At 58.1% G+C, this 17,803-nt stretch carries 19 protein-coding genes; 11 read left to right on the top strand and 8 right to left on the bottom strand.

The genetic code is table 11. From position 1 onward, the window contains the following. Nucleotides 1-6: 6 nt before the first annotated feature. Entirely contained in the window at nt 7-1,146 is a 1,140-nt protein-coding gene (locus AKU94_RS01555; protein ID WP_050525596.1) for a Ppx/GppA phosphatase family protein, read from the bottom strand. Nucleotides 1,147-1,367: 221 nt separating this feature from the next. Between AKU94_RS01555 and AKU94_RS01550 the strand changes: the two genes are divergently transcribed. The 5 genes from AKU94_RS01550 to AKU94_RS01530 all read left to right on the top strand — a co-directional run bounded on the left by AKU94_RS01550 (nt 1,368) and on the right by AKU94_RS01530 (nt 5,878). Next, nucleotides 1,368-1,664 (top strand): virulence factor, encoded by a 297-nt coding sequence (locus tag AKU94_RS01550; protein WP_050525636.1) that lies wholly within the window; start codon nt 1,368-1,370, stop codon nt 1,662-1,664. A gap of 41 nt (nt 1,665-1,705) precedes the next feature. Next, on the top strand, nt 1,706-2,617 hold the full coding sequence (locus tag AKU94_RS01545) for a methylenetetrahydrofolate reductase (protein ID WP_050525595.1): 912 nt from the start codon (nt 1,706-1,708) through the stop codon (nt 2,615-2,617). A gap of 15 nt (nt 2,618-2,632) precedes the next feature. After that, nucleotides 2,633-3,613 (top strand): methyltetrahydrofolate cobalamin methyltransferase, encoded by a 981-nt coding sequence (locus AKU94_RS01540; RefSeq protein WP_050525594.1) that lies wholly within the window; start codon nt 2,633-2,635, stop codon nt 3,611-3,613. A 62-nt stretch (nt 3,614-3,675) separates the two neighbouring features. Beyond that, nucleotides 3,676-4,584, top strand: a complete 909-nt coding sequence (locus tag AKU94_RS01535) for a DMT family transporter (RefSeq protein WP_050525635.1) — start codon at nt 3,676-3,678, stop codon at nt 4,582-4,584. Nucleotides 4,585-4,681: 97 nt separating this feature from the next. Continuing rightward, the gene (locus tag AKU94_RS01530; RefSeq protein WP_050525593.1) at nt 4,682-5,878 is read left to right on the top strand and encodes an OmpP1/FadL family transporter; all 1,197 of its coding nucleotides are present in this window, start codon (nt 4,682-4,684) and stop codon (nt 5,876-5,878) included. Nucleotides 5,879-5,894: 16 nt separating this feature from the next. Here AKU94_RS01530 and AKU94_RS01525 read toward each other — a convergent pair whose 3' ends face one another. After that, nucleotides 5,895-6,485, bottom strand: coding sequence for an NYN domain-containing protein (locus AKU94_RS01525; RefSeq protein ID WP_050525592.1), 591 nt, complete (start codon nt 6,483-6,485; stop codon nt 5,895-5,897). 123 nt (nt 6,486-6,608) lie between these two features. Here AKU94_RS01525 and AKU94_RS01520 point away from each other — a divergent pair, with 123 nt between their 5' ends. The 4 genes from AKU94_RS01520 to AKU94_RS01505 are packed head-to-tail and all read left to right on the top strand — an operon-like array spanning nt 6,609 to nt 9,946. Next, nucleotides 6,609-7,472 (top strand): ATPase, encoded by an 864-nt coding sequence (locus tag AKU94_RS01520; protein WP_050525591.1) that lies wholly within the window; start codon nt 6,609-6,611, stop codon nt 7,470-7,472. 18 nt (nt 7,473-7,490) lie between these two features. Beyond that, entirely contained in the window at nt 7,491-8,408 is a 918-nt protein-coding gene (metA, locus tag AKU94_RS01515) for a homoserine O-acetyltransferase MetA (RefSeq protein ID WP_050525590.1), read from the top strand. A 58-nt stretch (nt 8,409-8,466) separates the two neighbouring features. Beyond that, nucleotides 8,467-9,336: a polyphosphate kinase 2 gene (gene ppk2, locus AKU94_RS01510; RefSeq protein WP_050525589.1), complete on the top strand. Its 870-nt coding sequence runs from the start codon at nt 8,467-8,469 to the stop codon at nt 9,334-9,336. Further along, nucleotides 9,329-9,946 (top strand): TetR/AcrR family transcriptional regulator, encoded by a 618-nt coding sequence (locus AKU94_RS01505; RefSeq protein ID WP_050525588.1) that lies wholly within the window; start codon nt 9,329-9,331, stop codon nt 9,944-9,946. The genes ppk2 and AKU94_RS01505 overlap by 8 nt, the downstream gene beginning before the upstream one ends. Here the strand turns inward: AKU94_RS01505 and AKU94_RS01500 are convergent. The 5 genes from AKU94_RS01500 to AKU94_RS01480 all read right to left on the bottom strand — a co-directional run bounded on the left by AKU94_RS01500 (nt 9,943) and on the right by AKU94_RS01480 (nt 14,571). Then, nucleotides 9,943-11,019, bottom strand: coding sequence for an ABC transporter ATP-binding protein (locus AKU94_RS01500; protein ID WP_050525634.1), 1,077 nt, complete (start codon nt 11,017-11,019; stop codon nt 9,943-9,945). The genes AKU94_RS01505 and AKU94_RS01500 overlap by 4 nt on opposite strands. A 14-nt stretch (nt 11,020-11,033) precedes the next feature. Next, nucleotides 11,034-11,840, bottom strand: coding sequence for an ABC transporter permease (locus AKU94_RS01495; RefSeq protein ID WP_050525587.1), 807 nt, complete (start codon nt 11,838-11,840; stop codon nt 11,034-11,036). Beyond that, on the bottom strand, nt 11,837-12,727 hold the full coding sequence (locus tag AKU94_RS01490; RefSeq protein ID WP_050525633.1) for an ABC transporter permease: 891 nt from the start codon (nt 12,725-12,727) through the stop codon (nt 11,837-11,839). The genes AKU94_RS01495 and AKU94_RS01490 overlap by 4 nt, the downstream gene beginning before the upstream one ends. A gap of 70 nt (nt 12,728-12,797) precedes the next feature. Further along, the gene (locus AKU94_RS01485; protein ID WP_050525586.1) at nt 12,798-13,058 is read right to left on the bottom strand and encodes a hypothetical protein; all 261 of its coding nucleotides are present in this window, start codon (nt 13,056-13,058) and stop codon (nt 12,798-12,800) included. Between the two features lie 109 nt (nt 13,059-13,167). Continuing rightward, entirely contained in the window at nt 13,168-14,571 is a 1,404-nt protein-coding gene (locus AKU94_RS01480) for an aminotransferase-like domain-containing protein (RefSeq protein WP_050525585.1), read from the bottom strand. A 90-nt stretch (nt 14,572-14,661) separates the two neighbouring features. Between AKU94_RS01480 and AKU94_RS01475 the strand changes: the two genes are divergently transcribed. Together AKU94_RS01475 and AKU94_RS01470 are read left to right on the top strand one after the other, a co-directional pair. Next, nucleotides 14,662-14,874 (top strand): DUF1127 domain-containing protein, encoded by a 213-nt coding sequence (locus AKU94_RS01475; protein ID WP_050525584.1) that lies wholly within the window; start codon nt 14,662-14,664, stop codon nt 14,872-14,874. A gap of 159 nt (nt 14,875-15,033) precedes the next feature. Next, a complete protein-coding gene (locus AKU94_RS01470) occupies nt 15,034-16,131 on the top strand; it encodes a TRAP transporter substrate-binding protein (RefSeq protein WP_050525583.1) in 1,098 nt (365 codons plus the stop codon). 152 nt (nt 16,132-16,283) lie between these two features. Here the strand turns inward: AKU94_RS01470 and AKU94_RS01465 are convergent, their stop codons facing one another. Beyond that, nucleotides 16,284-17,771, bottom strand: coding sequence for a nucleobase:cation symporter-2 family protein (locus AKU94_RS01465; protein WP_050525582.1), 1,488 nt, complete (start codon nt 17,769-17,771; stop codon nt 16,284-16,286). Nucleotides 17,772-17,803: the final 32 nt, after the last annotated feature.

Genomic DNA, 17,803 nt, shown 5'->3' with positions numbered 1-17,803 from the left:
GCACCACTATTCATAAGGCCCATCCGTCAGCACGCCATCCGCGCTCATCTGGGCATAAAGGAGACCTTCGCGCAGGCCCCTATCCGCGACCGATAGCTGGTCCGTGGGCCAAACCCGCATCAGGGCCTGTAAAATCGCCGCCCCCGACATGATCAAACTATGCCTGTCGCGCCCGATCCGGGGGTCTGTTCGCCGCCCCTCCGGCCCGAGGGCCAGATATTCGCGGATAACCGTATCTATCTGATCCGACGACATACGCAACCCGTCCACCTTGGTCCGGTCATAGCGTCTAAGCCCCAGAAACGAAGCCGCCACCGTTGTCACGGTGCCACTGGTCCCGATCACCTGAAAGCCCTCGCGCCCGTTTTCAAGGTTATAGGGCGAAAAACTGGAGAGGTTTTCCTCAAAAAACCAGCTCATCAGGGCAAATCGGGCGGCGTCATCTTCTACATCGGCGAATTGCTCTTTGAGGGTGGCCACGCCAAGCGGCACCGAGATCCAGTCCACAACCCGCGCCTGCCCCAAACCCTTGGGCGTAAACCCGGCATGAAGCCGCATGATCGCGCGCGGCCGGTCCAGCGGGTCCACGCCGGTCATATCGATCCAGACCAGTTCGGTCGAACCGCCACCGATATCGACCACCAAAAGCTGTTCGGTCTTACCGCTCACCAAGGGCGCGCAGGAAATCACCGCCAGTCGCGCCTCTTCCTCGGGGGTGATGATCTCCAGATGCATGCCGGTTTCGCGCCGCACCTGCCGCAGGAAATCACGCGAGTTCTTGGCCCGACGACAGGCCTCGGTCGCGACCAGACGCATACGCTTGATCTTGTGTTTTTCCAGCTTTTTCTGGCAAATCCGAAGCGCCTGAACCGTGCGGTTGATGGAGCCACGCGACATCCGGCCCGTGGCTTCTAGCCCCGTGCCAAGTTGAACAGCCTTGGAAAAGCTGTCCACGACCTGAAACTGGCTGCCCCGCGGTCGGGCAATCAGCATCCGGCAACTATTTGTTCCCAGATCAAGTGCAGCATAAAGCTGACCCGACCCGAGATGGGGGGAGGCAGACGGTTCGACCATCACATTTGCGGTGCCATTTACGCGCATCTGCTCTGGGATCGCGTCCTCCTCCCGGGGACGCTCGGGCGTCATATCGCGCCCTCCATTCGTGGTTGGGCTCATGGTACGCCTGCCGTGCGCCTCGTGCAAGCACCCAAGCAACAGCCTGCCTCACATTATTGCGCGCAGATTCTGCTGGCCCGCAAATATGAAGCCCGTCAGGTCGTTCTATGCTGCTGCGATGTCGAAAAACGTCAATGAGTACAAAAGACAGCCGTTACAAAGAAAGAGAGGCAACCGGGGAGAATCGCAAAATGCCAGAGGTGACGATCGTTTATTGGCGCGATATTCCGGCGCAGGTCATCGTTGGCAAAGGGCGCTCTGCCGCCAAAATGCCCCTGCCGGAACGGTTCGAACAGGCCATCGACCGCTGCGCGATGAAGATCGGCGCCAAGGATGCAGATCTCTATCTTGCCGAATGGCGCAAGGCCGACCCCTACCCGATGGACGGCACCCCCGCCGATATCGCCGCAACCGAGGCCAGCCGCATTGAGGCCGAATATGACAAGGATCGCCTGAAGCAACTCATCGAGAACGCAGGCTGGACCTGAACAAAAAAACCCTCGTGACAAAAACAATATGGGAGACAGTCGTGGCGCTTTTCTTCAAACCCGAGACCATCAAGACTACCGCCGCGCTGTTGGAGGGTTTCTTGCAGGATTACTCTATCGAGGTGATGCCCCGCACCGCCGAGAAGGTTGAGGATTTCCGCACGCTTCTGCCGCAAAAGACCCGCGTCTATATCGCGCATATCGAGGGCACGCCGATTGGCGATATGGTCACAACCGCCAAGCGCCTCCGCCAAGAGGGCTTTGAGGTGATGCCGCATTTCCCGGCCCGTATCATCCCTAACCGCGCCACATTGGCGGATTGGATTGCGCGCTATCAGGGTGAGGCGGATGTGAAACAGGCGCTCTTGCTGGGCGGCGGCGTCAGCACGCCGGCGGGTGACTTCGACAACTCTATGCAGCTGTTGGAAAGCGGGCTGTTTGACGGGTTCGAACGCCTGCATTTCGCTGGCCACCCCGAGGGCAACCGCGACATCGATCCCGATGGCGGCGACCGCGTGGTGATGGAGGCCCTGCGATGGAAACAAGCCTATGGCGAGCGTTCGGATGCAAAGATGGCATTGGCGACCCAGTTTTGTTTTGAGGCCGCACCCGTGATCAAATGGGCGGACCGGCTGGCCGCCGAGGGGATCGATATCCCGATCCACATCGGCGTAGCGGGGCCAGCCAAGCTGCAAACCCTGATCAAATTCGCCATCGCCTGTGGCGTCGGCCCGTCGCTCAAGGTATTGCAAAAACGGGCTATGAATGTGACGAAACTGCTGCTGCCCTATGCGCCCACCGAATTCGTGACCGAGCTGGCCGCCCATAAGGCGCGCCACCCCGAGTTCGGCATCCAGTCGGTGCATTTCTTCCCGCTTGGCGGCATTAAGACCAATGCCGCTTGGGCCATCGAACATGGCGGACGCGCCGCTCAACCCGCCTCTCACTCTTAAGGAATTGATTTAACTATGACCCGTACTGTTATTGAATCAAAGACAAAAACGGCCATCATCGGTTTTGACGAACCCTTTTGCGTGATCGGCGAGCGGATCAACCCGACGGGCCGCAAAAAGCTTGCCGCCGAGCTGGAGGCCGGTAACTTCGAGACTGTTCTGCGCGACGCATTGGAGCAGGTCGCCTGCGGTGCCACGGTGCTTGATGTCAATTCCGGTGCGGTTTTCACCAACAAAATGGCCGAAGATCCGCGCTATGCCGATAACAACTTTGTCGAGCCGCCCTTGATGCATGAGCTGATCACCCGCATACAAGCCGTGACCGATGCCCCCTTGTGCATCGACAGCTCTGTTCCCGGCGCGTTGGAGGCCGGGCTGAAGGCCGCCGAGGGTCGTCCCTTGCTAAATTCCGTCACCGGGGAGGAGGACCGGCTGGAGCTGGTTCTGCCGTTGGTCAAGAAATACAATGTGCCGGTTGTGGCGATTTCCAATGATGATACCGGCATTTCCGAAGATCCCGATGTCCGCTTTGCCGTTGCCAAAAAGATCGTGGAACGCGCCGCTGATTTCGGCATTCCCGCGCATGATATTGTGGTCGACCCCTTAGTCATGCCTGTGGGCGCAATGGGCAGCGCGGGCCAGCAGGTGTTTGCCTTGGTGCGTCGCCTGCGCGCGGAGCTGGGCGTCAACACCACTTGCGGCGCCTCCAATATCTCCTTTGGCCTGCCACAGCGCCACGGCATCAACGCCGCCTTTCTTCCAATGGCGATCGCGGCGGGCATGACCTCGGCGATCATGAACCCCGTCCGCTTGCAAGAGATGGAGGCCATCCGCGCCGCCAACTTCCTGATGAACCACGACGCCAATGGTGGTGAGTGGATACGCTTTGCCAAGGTCATTGAAGCCGTCGATGGCGGAATGAGCTTTGCCGAGGCCTCCGCCTCTGTCGGGGCCGCCGGGGGGCGTGGCGGGCGCAGAGGCGGGCGTCGAGGCTAGTCGCCCCGGCACAAAGTCAGCCCCCATGGACAAACCCCCTGCCGCGGGCCATGAAGGCTGTTATGACTGAACACAACCGCCCCCTTGCTGCTGCCTTATGGATGATCGGCTCTATCGCTGCATTTGTTGCAATGGCGGTCGCCGGACGGCATGTGTCAGCCACCCATGACACCTTTGAAATTATGACCCTGCGGTCATTAGTGGGCTTTGTCATTGTCACGACCATCGCTCTTGCCACCCGCCGTATGCATGAGGTACGCATCACCCGTCTGCCGCGCCATATCTTGCGCAACGTCATGCATTTCAGCGGGCAAAACCTGTGGTTCTGGGCGCTGACCATGATCCCCTTGGGGCAGGTGTTCGCGTTGGAGTTCACGGCCCCCATCTGGTTGATCCTTCTTGCTCCGATATTTCTGGGGGAAACGCTGACACGCAAGAAACTGGCGGCGGCGGCCCTTGGTCTCACCGGAACGATGATCGTCGCGCGGCCCGATTTTTCGGCGTTCAATCCCGGCATCGCCGCTGCCGCAGCGGCGGCAATTTGCTTTGCCGCAACCAATATCGCCACCAAAGCCCTGACCCGCCATGAGACAATCACCTCCATCATGTTCTGGCTGACCGGGATGCAGCTTGTCATGGGAATGGTCATGGCAGGCTATGACGGCGCGGTCACATTGCCGACCGCGCAAACGCTGCCCATCCTTGCCCTGATCGGCCTGTGCGGTCTGGTCGCGCATTTTTGCCTGACCACCGCCCTGTCACTGGCACCTGCAAGCGTCATTATCCCGATGGATTTCCTGCGCCTGCCACTGGCCTTTACCGTCGGCTGGCTGCTATATGGCGAAACCGTGGGATTGCCTGTGATCCTTGGGGCCGCTTTTATCCTGACCGGCATCACGATCAACCTAAGGTCAAGCAAAACCACCGTAAAACGTGTATCCGTGCCACAGCCCCCTGAAACAAATTCATAACGCAACGTAAGAGTTTGACCAAAAACGTTTGGCCGTTAACAATTCATTCAGCAAATGCATCTTACATATTCAGGACTGGTTCGGGGGAGGAACTGCCATGAAAAAAATTGCGATCGCCTTGGGGGCTGTGGCCCTTTCTGCATCCGCCGTCCACGCAGCCGGGATTGAGCGTTCACGTCTTGCTTATGGGACATTGTTTGAAACCGGGACTTATCTGGAATTTGGCGCATCCCGTGTTTCGCCCAGTGTCTCCGGCAACTATAGCAACCCGGCATTTGGCACAACGACCGGCAGCATGGCAAAGGACTACACAACGCTTTCTTTCAGCTTCAAACACGATATTAACGACAAGCTGGCTTATGGCGTGTTCGTCAATACCCCCTATGGTGCGCTGTCAAGCTATGACAGCGGGCTCTATAGCGGACTTGAGGCAGAGTGGAAAAGTCGGCAGGCTGCGGTTCTGTTCAAATACAAAACAAGCCCGAATATATCTGTCTATGGCGGCCTGAAGGCTGTGCGCTCTCAGGCGACGATTGATATCCCCAATTCATTGATTGCGGGGGGGCTGGTGCGCGCGCAGGCGGTGGGTGCCGCACCGGGTGCAACGCCTGAACAAGTCGCCGCTGGTGCAACCGCCGGTGCCATTTTGACGGCCACCGGTGGAACGGGGTTGGAGTATTCAGCCTTTGGACCTGCGGATACGCGCTTGGGCTATATCATTGGCGCAGCATATGAAAAGCCGGAAATCGCGCTACGGGTTGCCCTGACTTACGAGTCGGGTATCAGCCATAAGTTCAGAACCACCGAGACCAGCATCATCCCCGGCATCGCGCGCACCGATATCACCAATATCGACTTGCCCGAAAGCCTGACACTGGATTTCCAAACCGGCGTTGCCAAGGATACTTTGGTTTTCGGCTCTATCCGCTATGCGAAATGGAGCGTTTGGGAAGTGCGGCCGACAGGCTATGACGCGTTGACCAGTGCCAATATCACGGACTTTGCCGATAATGTCACCAGCTTCCAATTGGGGGTGGGGCGCAGGATCAACGATCAGTTTTCGGCCTTTATTCGTGCCGGATATGAGAAATCGAATAGCGGCGCATCATCGCGGCTCTCCCCGATCAACGGCTTGCGCAGTATTGGCGTCGGCGGCTCTTATACCCATGAGAACATGAAAATCACAGCGGGTCTTGAATATGTAAAGCTGGGGGATGCGGTGGATGCGTCAGGCACACGCTTTGCGGGCAACGAGGCCGTTGGTCTTGGTGTATCGGTTGGCTACCGGTTCTAGTCCCGCGTTTGCATGATCAAAGCCCCGCCATACTGTGGGGCTTTGATCCATTGCACGTCAACGGCAGGTTCAGCCAGGGCACTCCATCACGAAAATTGCCACGGATACAATGCTCTGGCTGCGTGACCTCGGGATAATCCCCGGCCCAATCGCGAAAGCGGTCATTGCTCACAACCGGCGCGGCCTTATCGCGCGCGGCGGCCAGAATATAGGGATCGGCCTGCACCCCTTTGGGCACAACCATCACATGGCTGACCGGAAGACCAAGTTGCCGCGCCAGAGCGCCGTCATGCATATAGTGATCCGCCAACAGATATCCCGCGTTGGCATCAAACATCACACTCGGCGCGTACCCCCTTGCGGTCAGATATTCCACCACCGCTTTCACGGCTTCGATCTTGGGCACACCGCCCTGCCAATACATCACATTGGAGCCGTCAATCACTGCCCATTTGCGCGGCGCCTCCCGCGGCTTGCGCCATGCAAGCAGCAGCAAAACCATAGCTGCCACAGCCGAAAGTAAAGCCAGCAAAAAGACGTCGGGAAAATTCCACGTCAAGACCATCACGGCGACGGACAAGGCCAGCAAGATAAAAGGAACAACCATCGCGCGAGATTAGGTCCCCATAGCAGCGCTGCCAAGCCACATTTCGGCAACACACAGTTTTCGCGTGAACTTCGTCACGCCCCGCGCTATCACATCCCCGCAAGATATATTTCGGAGGCTCGGATGATCTATCAATCGTCACAAGACTGGATGCAGGACAGCGCCAAGAAGGTGCTTCTTTTTGGCATGTCGGGCCTTGGAAAAACCTATCTTTCCAACATGTTGCGTGACGAGGCCGGCTGGTTCCACTATTCGGTCGATTACCGGATCGGCACCCGATACATGGGGGAATATATCGCCGACAACCTCAAACGTGCCGCGATGGATGTCCCGCTGCTGCGTGAGCTGTTGCTGTCGGACAGCATCCATATCCTTTCAAACATCAGCTTTGAAAACCTTGCCCCCTTGTCGACCTATCTGGGCAAGCCGGGCGACCCCGCACTTGGTGGCGTGAAGTTTGACGAATATTGTCTCCGCCAGCGGCAACACCAAGAGGCCGAAAAAGCGGCACTGCTGGACACAGAGCGTTTCATCCACCGCGCCCGTGATCTTTACGGTTATAATAATTTCGTTTGTGACAGCGGCGGGTCCATCTGCGAGGTTGTCGATCCGGCAAATCCCGACGACCCTATCCTTAAGGTCCTGTCGCGCAACCTTCTTTTGGTCTGGATCGAGGGGACGGATGCGCATCGCGACGCGCTGATCGCACGTTTTGACCGCGCGCCAAAGCCGATGTATTATCAACCAGATTTCCTGTTGCGGGTCTGGCACGATCATCTGGCCGAGCAAAACCTGGCCGAGGACCGCGTAAATCCTGACGCTTTTTTGCGTTACGGCTTTGCACGTCTGCTTGATCACCGCCGCCCCCGCTACCGCGCGATGGCGGATTGGGGTATCACCGTTACAGCGGATGAGGTGGCCTCGGTTAGATCCGCCGCTGATTTCGATGCGCTGATCGCCACCGCCCTTGACCGCAAAACGACCTGAATCACCGGAGCGTTCCATATGCCCATCACCCTGCCCCAAGATCTCCCTGCCTTTGATGTCTTGACCAAAGAAGGCGTCATGGTGATTTCCCCTGATCGTGCGCAAAGTCAGGATATCCGCCCGCTGCGCATCGCGCTTCTGAACCTGATGCCGAAAAAGATCCAGACCGAGAACCAGTTTGCGCGGCTGATCGGGGCCACGCCGTTGCAGATCGACCTGCACCTGATCCGTATGTCCGAACATCAGGCCAAAAACACCGCTGCCGAACATATGGAGGCATTTTATCGCCCCTTTGAGGAGGTCCGAGACGAGAAATACGACGGCCTTATCATTACCGGTGCCCCCATTGAACACCTTCCCTTCGACGAGGTCACCTATTGGGATGAGCTGCGCGAGGTTATGGACTGGACCCAGACCAATGTGCATTCCACCTTTGGCGTTTGCTGGGGGGGGATGGCGATGATCAACCATTTTCACGGTGTGAAAAAGCACATCCTGCCCGCCAAGGCCTTTGGCTGCTTCCGTCACAGCAATCTTGATCCGACCTCACCTTTCTTGCGCGGTTTTTCGGATGATTGCGTGATCCCGGTTTCACGCTGGACTGAAATGCGCCAGGCCGAGATTGACGCCGCCCCCGGTCTGCGCACCCTTTTGGGATCGGATCAATCCGGCCCATGTCTGGTTGAGGATCCGGGCCATCGCGCGCTTTATATTTTCAACCATTTTGAATATGACAGCGACACGCTGAAACAGGAATATGACCGTGACATTGCCAATGGCACACCGATCAACGTGCCTATAAACTATTACCCCAACGACAATCCGGCGATGAAGCCCCTGAACCGCTGGCGCAGCCATGCCCACCTTTTGTATGGCAACTGGATCAACGAGATATACCAGTCAACGCCTTATGATATAAGTGAAATTGGCAAGTAGCCTCTGGTTGCGTTGATCAGCGCAGCCCAGCTTACCTAACCCGCATGGAGCCCCTGCAATGGATCTGCCTTTCGACGGCGCAATCAGCAAGTTTCTGGCCGAGGAGGCCCCGAAAGATATTCGCAAAGCTATTGAAAAGGCGGATAAGGACGATATTCTGGCGGCCTCATATCCCTATCCGCGTGAATTGAAGCGCAAGGCCTACGCCCGCGAAATGGAGAGATTGCAACGCCAGTTGGTACGGATGCAGGCAAGCATCAAGACCAGTGGAAAACGTGTGGTCGTGGTCTACGAGGGGCGCGATGCGGCAGGCAAGGGCGGCACGATTGATGTGACGCGTGAAAACCTCAACCCGCGCATGGCCTCGGTTGTGGCGCTATCCAAACCCTCGGACCGGGAGGCGACGCAATGGTATTTCCAGCGTTATGTCGACTGGATGCCCGCCGCCGGTGAGATGATGATGTTTGACCGCTCTTGGTACAATCGCGGCGTGGTAGAGCATGTCTTTGGCTTTTGTACCGATAAACAACGCGAGCATTTCTTTGCCCAGCTTCCAAGTTTTGAGGAAATGCTGGTGGAAGAAGGTATTGTGCTGGTCAAAATCTGGCTCAATGTCGGGCAGGCAGAGCAGCTTCGCCGGTTTCTGGCGCGGGAAAATGATCCGCTAAAGCAATGGAAACTTTCATGGGTGGATGTCGAGGGTCTGCGCAAATGGGATGCCTATTCCGCCGCAATTAGTGAGACGTTGGCCCGTAGCCACACCGACCATGCTCCTTGGACGGTGATCCGGTCCGACGACAAGAAGCGCGCGCGGATTGCGGCGATCCAGACCTTGCTGCATGCCGTGGATTATGAGGGAAAAGACCTTGATCTGATCGGCACGCCCGACCCCCAGATTTGCGGCACACCCGCCATGCTTGATGTCTAAGCGCGGCTATCATCACGGCAATCTGCGACAGGCCTTGGTCGAGGCGGCGTTGGCGCTGATCACCGAGAAAGGCCCGCAAGGATTTACGCTGTCAGAGGCGGCGAAACGCGCAGGCGTCACCCCAGCCGCCGTTTACCGCCATTTTGCCGGCCGCGATGATCTTATCGCCGAGGCTGCGCGCCAAGGCTATGAGATATTCGCCGCCCTGATGGAGTTTGCCTATGACAACGGCCGCCCCAGCGCCCTGGCGGCCTTTGAGGCAACGGGCCGCGCCTATCTTGCCTTTGCGCGCAAATATCCCGGCCATTATCAGGCGATGTTCGAAAGCGGGCTGACGCTGAACGCCCACCCCGAGCTGGCCACGGTTGCCGCCAAGGCCTGGGCCGTTCAGGAAGCCGCCGCGCGTCAGTTGTCGCATCAACTCCCCAAGGAGAAGCGCCCGCCTGTATCGATGGTCTCGGCGCATATCTGGGCGCTTAGCCACGGTGTGGTGGAACTCTTTGCCCGCGGGGCGCCGGGCGCCCAAAGCCCCTACCCGCCCGAGGATATGCTGGAGGCGGGCATCGGGATTTACCTGCGCGGGTTGGGGCTTTTGCCCCCCGATAGTTAGCGGAACAGAACCAGCGCGCCCGGGGACCACGCCACCCGCGTCCGCGCACCGATATCCAATACCGGCCGACCGAACACATTGCGCATCGAAATCCGCACCGCCTTATCGGTCCCCTCCAGCCGCACATCGTAATAGGTCATATCCCCGAAATAGACGACCTCTTCAATTGTGGCTGTGGTCTCGCGGTCGGTGGCGGTCTGCCCCTCAAAGAGGATGGTCAGGGTCTCGGGGCGGAACCCCACAGCAGGCCCTTCACCCGAACTTGCGCCGGGGGCTTGTTCGGCATCCAATGTGGCACGACCAAAGCCTTTGGCCTCCACCTCGATCTTGCCGCCTGCCTCGCTGATCACCTGCGCGGGAAGGAAGTTCATCGTGCCGATAAATTCGGCTACACGCCGCGAATTGGGGCGGCGATAAAGGGTTTCGGGATCGGCAAGCTGCGCGATCTCCCCCTCAAACATCACGGCGATCCGGTCCGACATCACCAGCGCCTCTTCCTGATCATGGGTGACCAGAATGAACGTAATACCCACCTGTCGTTGTAGGCGGATCAATTCCACCTGCATTTGTTCGCGCATCTTTTTGTCCAGCGCCGACAGGGGCTCATCCAACAGCAAAACCTTTGGTTTCAAGATCAAGGCCCGCGCCAAGGCGACACGCTGCCGCTGCCCGCCCGAAAGCGCATGCGCCGCCCGCGCGCCGTAGCCCTTGAGGCCCACCATCGCCAGCGCCTCATCGACCTTTGCTGCCAGTTCGGCCTTGGCCAGCCCCGCACGGCGCAGACCAAAGCCCACGTTTTCCCCCACCGTCAAATGGGGAAAAATTGCATAGGACTGGAACACCATATTCGTCGGCCGCTGGTTCGCAGGCACCCCCGCCATATTCTTGCCGTCGATCATCACAGCGCCCGCGGAAATCCCCTCAAACCCCGCGATTGTACGCAACAGCGTGGTCTTGCCACAGCCCGACGGCCCCAGTAGCGAAAAGAACTCCCCCGCTTTGATCGTCGCGGTGATACCGCGCAAGGCATGGTAATCGCTGTAATACTTATGCACGTCCTGAAACGCGATCATGGTTGGTTTCTCGGTCACAGGAAGCCTCCGGTATCTTTTCCGCCCGATTTCGCGATGCCGCGGCGGCGGAAGTATTCAGCAATGGCAAGCAAAACAATCGACAGACAGACAAGCACCGTCCCCAGCGCCATGATCACCGGCACCGCCAGCGGGAAACGGAACTGCGAGAAGATATAGACCGGCAAGGTCGGCTCTGTCCCGGCAAGGAAGAAGGCGATGATGAACTCATCCAGACTGATCGTAAAGGAAATCAGCAGCGAGGAAATAATCCCCGGCATCACAAGCGGCAGGATGATCAGCCGAAAGGTGCTGGCTGCGGTTTCACCAAGGTCATAGGCGGCCTCTTCCAGGCTTTGATCCAACGCCTGGAACGCCGAGGACAGGATCGCAATCGTAAAGGGTGTGCAAATCAGCACATGCCCCAAGATCACCGTCCAAAGCGAAAGGTTCACGCCCAATCCCAGCAGCACCACCAAAAGCGATACCGCCACGATGATCTCGGGCAGCACCAAGGGCAGCATGATCAACCCCATCAGCCCCGCTTTCATCGGAAAGCGGTAGCGGGTCGAGGCGCGGGCCGCAAATACCCCCAAGGCCGTCGCCAGTACCGAAGTCGTCACCGCAATGAACAGCGAGTTTTTCAGCGCGATCCGCAAGGCAGGCTCTTCCAGCATGGCGCTGAACCAGCGGGTGGAAAACCCTTGAAGCGGAAAGGCGATGATGGTCGCGTCATTGAACGCAAACATCGGCAGCAAAATAATCGGCGCATAGAGAAACAGCAAATAGCCGATCGCATAAACCTTGAACCAACCGCCCTTCATGCCTTGCGCCCTTTCAAATAGCGCCGGTTCAAACCGACAAAGATCAAGCTGACCACGGTCACAATCGCCATGGCCGAAACCGCGATCGCCGACCCCAGCGGATAGTTATCCAGCTTGAGGTATTGCAACTGGATCAGGTTCGCGACCATCCGCCCCTCTGGTCCGCCGACAAGCTGCGGGGTGACGTAATCACCGATGGTCGGGATGAAGACGATCAGAACGCTGGCAATCACACCGGGCATGGCCAGCGGCAGGGTGACGCGCAAAAAGGTCATGAACCGGCTTTCGCCCAAATCCTGCCCCGCCTCCAGCAGGCTGCGGTCAATCTTTTCCAGCGACACAAAGATCGGCAAGATCGCAAAGGGCGCATAGGCATGGGCCAGCGTGATCACCACCGAATTGACGTTATAAAGGATAAATGTCAGCGGCTCGTCGATCAAACCGATGCCAAGCAGGCCAGAGTTGACCACCCCGTTATAGCCCAAAATCACCTTCCACAGGAACACCCGGATCAGATAACTGGTCCAAAAGGGGATCGTGATCAAAAACAGCCAAAGCGATTTGCGTGAGGGGCTGACGTGAAAGCTGACGAAATAAGCGATAGGAAAGGCGAGCAAAACCGTAACGGCCGTCACCACCATCGACACCCCCAAAGAGCGGACCATCACTGTGCGGTAAAGCTCGTTCGTCCAGGCCTCGATATAATTCGCAAAAGTGAAATCGCGAATGATCTCCAGATAACCATCTGTCAGGAAGCTATAGAGAAAGATCGCACCCAAGGGGGCGGCCAACATCAAGATGGCATAAAGCGCTGTTGGGCTGATCATCAACAGCCCGTTTGCCGCCTCTGTCCGGCGCAGTCTGGCCCACCGCGATTTTGTGCCCATCATCCTACCCCGACCCTGTTGCATCACATAATTTGTGGCACAGGTTTTACGCCGTGGGAAGGGCCGAGTTTCAGGCGCCCACCCTCTCAAGGGCAATGGCGCGTTTACCGACCTCAGTCAGCAAAGCAGGCACAACCTTTATCGCACCAACCGCGTTGCGCAGCGCCTCGGCAAGCTGTGCCTCATTCACCTGCGTACCCTCGACACGCCAGATAATCCGGCGGTTTGCACCGTCATCATAGACGATTTCCGTGCTACCATTGCGCGCCTTGCGATAGCCAAGGAAATCTGCACCCCCATTGGGGGCGTGAAAGCTGGTTTGATGTCCCATTTTCGGGTCTCTTTTTATAAACGGCTTCGTTGGCTACAGGATGGCATATGCACCGCAGGGGTCAAGCCGCCCCGGGCAATTGCAGCCGGCCGAGTCCGGAATGCCACAGTCAGATCGAAAGCTCGGCCGGGGGGCTGTCCAGAAGGCGGGCAAGACGGCGACAGGCCTGCTCTATCTGGGTGCTGCTGTGGGTGCCGGGAATGGCCATACGCACCGCATTGGGCGCGCGCCCGTGGACCAGCGCAAACTCATCCGCTGAACGCAGCAAAACGCCCTCGGCCTCGGCCATGCGCGCAAAGGTTGAGGCACGCCACCCCGACGGCAGGCGCAACCACACAAAAGGCAGCCCCGCCTGCCACGCCAGATCATAGCCGCCCAAGACATTGACAACCGCCTCCACCCGCTCGGAAAAACCGTCCTGCACCTTGGCGCGCAAATCCGCCGCCATCCCGTTGGTCAAAAGGGCCAGACATAAATCCGACACCGGTCGCGCAAGCCCGATGAAGCTGTGCTGTGCCGTCAGCCGCCCAGCCCGCCCCATCCCGCTGGGACAAACGATATAGCCAAGTCGCAGCGCCGCCGAAATGCTCTTGGAAAAGCTGCCCACATGCCAGGTCCGTTCCGGGGTAAGTGCACGAAAAGAGGGAATATCGCTTTTGGCGATGGCATAGCAGTCATCCTCAAGGATCTGCACCTCATAGGCGCGGGCAATATCGGCAATCTCGCGCCGTCGGCTTTCGGTCATGCGGGTCGTCGTCGGGTTTTGTGCCTCGGGGGTCAGGCAAAGGATCTGTGGGCTGTGGCGCCGGCAGGCCGCCTCCAGCATATCCGGGCGCAGACCTTCGGCATCGCCCTCCAGCGCCTGCACCTCGGCGCGCGACAGGCGTGCGGCATGGCGAAACCCCGCATAGGCCAGATCCTCAATCAGGACCATCGGGCGATCCCCCCGCAAACAGCACTGGAAAATCAGGTTGACCGCATTTTGCCCGCCATAGCAAAGTGCGATATCATCCGCAGTGACATCGCCTAGTATCCGGCCGTCAAACCAATGGACGAGCGCCTCACGCAAACGCCCCTCGGTGTAAGTGCTGGGGTAATCCAGCCAGTCGCGCATCATCTCTGCCGCGCCGCCCGCAAAGCTGGCCTCAAAAGCGGCAGCCTGCCCGACATCCGGCATCTTGGGCGATCGCATATCGATGCGCCCCGCCAGATGGGCCGGGTCGCGTTCCACATAAAAGCTTTGAGTCGGACCAAAACGTGGCGTGGCGGAGGCGACAAAGGTGCCGCGCCCTACGGTCGCTGCCAAAAGCCCCTCTTGCGTGGCAAGCTGGTAGGCCCGCGACACTGTGCCAGGCGTGATCTGCAACTGCCACGCCAATTCGCGCACAGTGGGCAGCTGGCTGTCGGGTGACAAGCTGCCTGCGCGGATCGCATCCCGAAGCGCACGAACCAGCGCCAGATATTTGGGGCCGGGGAATTGTGTCAAATCGGGCAGCCATGTTGTATTGGTCACAATGTTCCTCTGGCATAATTTGGCACATTCTGCGACATTGTACCCATCCAGTCAATTCGGATTGTACCATTACAAATCATGAGGTCTGCCATGGCTTATCAAAACCAGACGATTCACACGGGCCAGCCGCACCAAAGCGTTGCAGCCGTGGTTTTTGCTTGGGTCGGCACCGTTTTGAAACTGGCACAACGCCAGCGCAGCCGTCGCGCCCTCACGCGCCTTGAGGGTCACATGCTCAAGGACATCGGCCTGTCTGCATCCACAGCCAAGGATGAGGGTAACAAGGCGTTTTGGCAGGACTGAAACCCTAAGCGAGCGCCACGACGACATGAAGCCCCCTTCACAGCCCCCAAGCTGTGCAAATGAATGGACATTTCCCATAACCGTCGCTTAAATGCCGCCGAGGACGTGTCTGTTTTGTCAGGCCGTTATCGTGACATAGTTCGACTTAGGGAGTACAAAATGGATCGTCGTTCTTTCATTCGTAGCGCCGGAGCTCTGGGAGCGGGCGCTGCAGCAACGACACTTGCCGCGCCAGCCGTTGCGCAGGGCAATATCACATGGCGCATGGTCACGACCTGGCCCAAGAATTTCCCCGGTCTGGGCGTGGGCGCACAGCGTCTTGCCGATCGTATCACGGCTGCTTCGGGCGGACGGCTGACGGTTCAGGTCTTCTCGGCAGGTGAACTGGTTCCACCATTGCAATCGCTGGATGCCGTCATTGATGGCACCGCCGAGATGAGCCATGGCGCAGCCTATTACTGGCAAAACAAATCCCCTGCCCTGTCGTTCTTTACCGGCGTACCTTACGGCATGACCACAGCAGAGCTGACTGCCTGGGTCCGCTACCTTGGCGGTCAGGAAATCTGGGATGAGGTCTACGACCAGTTCGGCGTGCAGGGCTTCTTGTCCGGCAACACCGGCACACAGACCGGCGGCTGGTTCCGCGATGAGCTTAACAGCCTCGACGATGTAAAAGGCGTGCGCTTCCGCACACCGGGGCTTGGTGGACGTGTTTGGGAAAAACTGGGCGCCACGGTCACCAATATGGCCGCGGGCGAGATCTTTCAGGCGCTGCAGTCGGGCACGCTTGATGCGGCCGAATTTGTTGGCCCCTATAACGATCTGGCGCTCGGCTTTCATCAGGTTGCTAAGAACTACTACATGCCGTCCTTTGTTGAATCCGGTCTTGCCACCGAGCTGGTCGTCGACAAGAAGAAATACCAAGAGCTGCCCGCAGACCTTCAGGCCATCATCCGCGACATCTCACAAGCGGAATATGATCAGGTCTCGGCGGACTTCCTCGCCAACGACCCGCGCGCATTGCGCACATTGGTCAATGATCACGGCGTGATCGTACGCAGCTTCCCGGACGACATCATGGAAGCCGGCGCAAAGGCATCGGTTGAGGTCATCGAAGAACTGCGCAGCAGTGATGACCCGCTGGTCAAAAAGGCCACCGAAAGCTTTATCGAAGGGCTTACCCTTGTACGGACCCGGACCGAGAACATCGACACGCCCTATGTCCGGGCGCGCCAGCAGTTCCTGAAATATGATTGATCTGGAGTTTCGAATATAATTCCGATCCGCTCTCTGGCCTCGGTACATAGCCAACGCATTCCGGGGCCAGGCTTTTTACGATCACCCCGGATCACAAAAAGCAAACAGGGGGCCGAGGCCCCCTGCATAAACGTCTTTGGCAATATCGCTACTTAGTGATCGGCGACCGATGCCGCCTGACGCGCCTCTTCCGTCGTCCCCTTTGCCCCGTTGAAGAACAGGTTCAAAAGCACTGCCGATATTGAGGCAAGCAAGATACCGCTTTCGATCAACGGATGCATTTCATGCGGCAGCCAGATCATGAAATTCGGCGCGATCAATGGAACCATGCCAAAGCCCAGCGATATGGCAACGATAAACAGGTTGAAACGGTTGTTCGCAAAATCGACCCCGGCGGCAAGAATACGGATGCCGGTTGCCGCAACCATCCCGAACATCACAATGCCAGCACCGCCCAGAACCGCAATCGGCAGCGCCTCAACCATCACCGCCATCTTGGGGATCAGGCCCAGAACGATCAGGATCACACCGCCCGCGATGCAGATATACCGGCTTTTGATGCCCGTGACACCAACCAGACCGACGTTTTGCGAAAAGCTGGTATAGGGGAAGGTGTTGAAAATCCCACCAAGGATTGTTCCCAACCCGTCAACCCGCAAACCTGCCGCCAAACGCGGCTGTGTGATCTCTCGCCCAGTCATATCCCCTAGCGCGAGGAACATGCCAGTGGATTCAATCATCACCACAATCATCACCAGCGTCATGGTGATAATCATCACCGGGTCAAAAACGGGCATCCCGAAATGGAACGGGGTGATCAGCGAAAACCATTTTGCCTCGGCAACACCGTCAAAATGCATCATCCCCAAGGCGGCCGCCAAGATGCCACCAACGACAATCCCCAAGAGCACCGCAATATTGGACACAAATCCCTTGCCGTATTTTGCAATCAGCAGGATCGCCAGCAAGACGCTGGCCGAAACCCCCATGTTTTGCAGGCTTGCATAGGCCGGGTTATTGACCGTTGCCGTCAACCCAAGCCCTGGCGGGATCGCAGGCACCGCAGATCCGGCAGTCCCGGCCATCTCGCCCACTTCTTTCAGCCAGGCGGCATGCTCGGGGTTCACGATTTTGACCGCAGTCGGGCCGACCGGCACGCCAAAAATCCAGTTGATCCCCACCCGCATCAGGGTAACGCCGATCACCAGAATGATCGTCCCCGTCACAACCGGAGGAAAGAACCGCAGCATCTTGGAAATAATCGGCGCGATCAGCAGGGCCAGCACCCCCGCCCCGATGATCGACCCAAAGATAAGCTGCGCCCCCGCATAACCGGGATTATTCGCCCCGATCGCAATCATCGGCCCGACCGAGGCAAAGGTTACACCCATCATCACGGGCATCTGGATGCCGAAATAGCGGGTCACGCCCAAAGATTGAATGATGGTTACGATCCCGCAAACGAACAAATCAGCAGAGATCAGAAACGCGACATCCTGTGGCGCAAGTTGAAGCACACGGCCGATGATAAGCGGGACCGCAATCGCCCCCGCATACATGACCAACACATGTTGCAACCCCAATGTAAACAATTTGGGGGCTGGTAGAATTTCATCTACCGGTTTCACTTTATCTGTCATTGAAAAACTCTCCCTGAGGTGTGGGGTATAAT

The organism is Pseudorhodobacter aquimaris, assembly GCF_001202025.1.
Classification (GTDB): domain Bacteria; phylum Pseudomonadota; class Alphaproteobacteria; order Rhodobacterales; family Rhodobacteraceae; genus Pseudorhodobacter; species Pseudorhodobacter aquimaris.
Note: the sequence above shows the minus strand (reverse complement) of the source record. Positions and strands in the feature narration are given on the sequence as shown.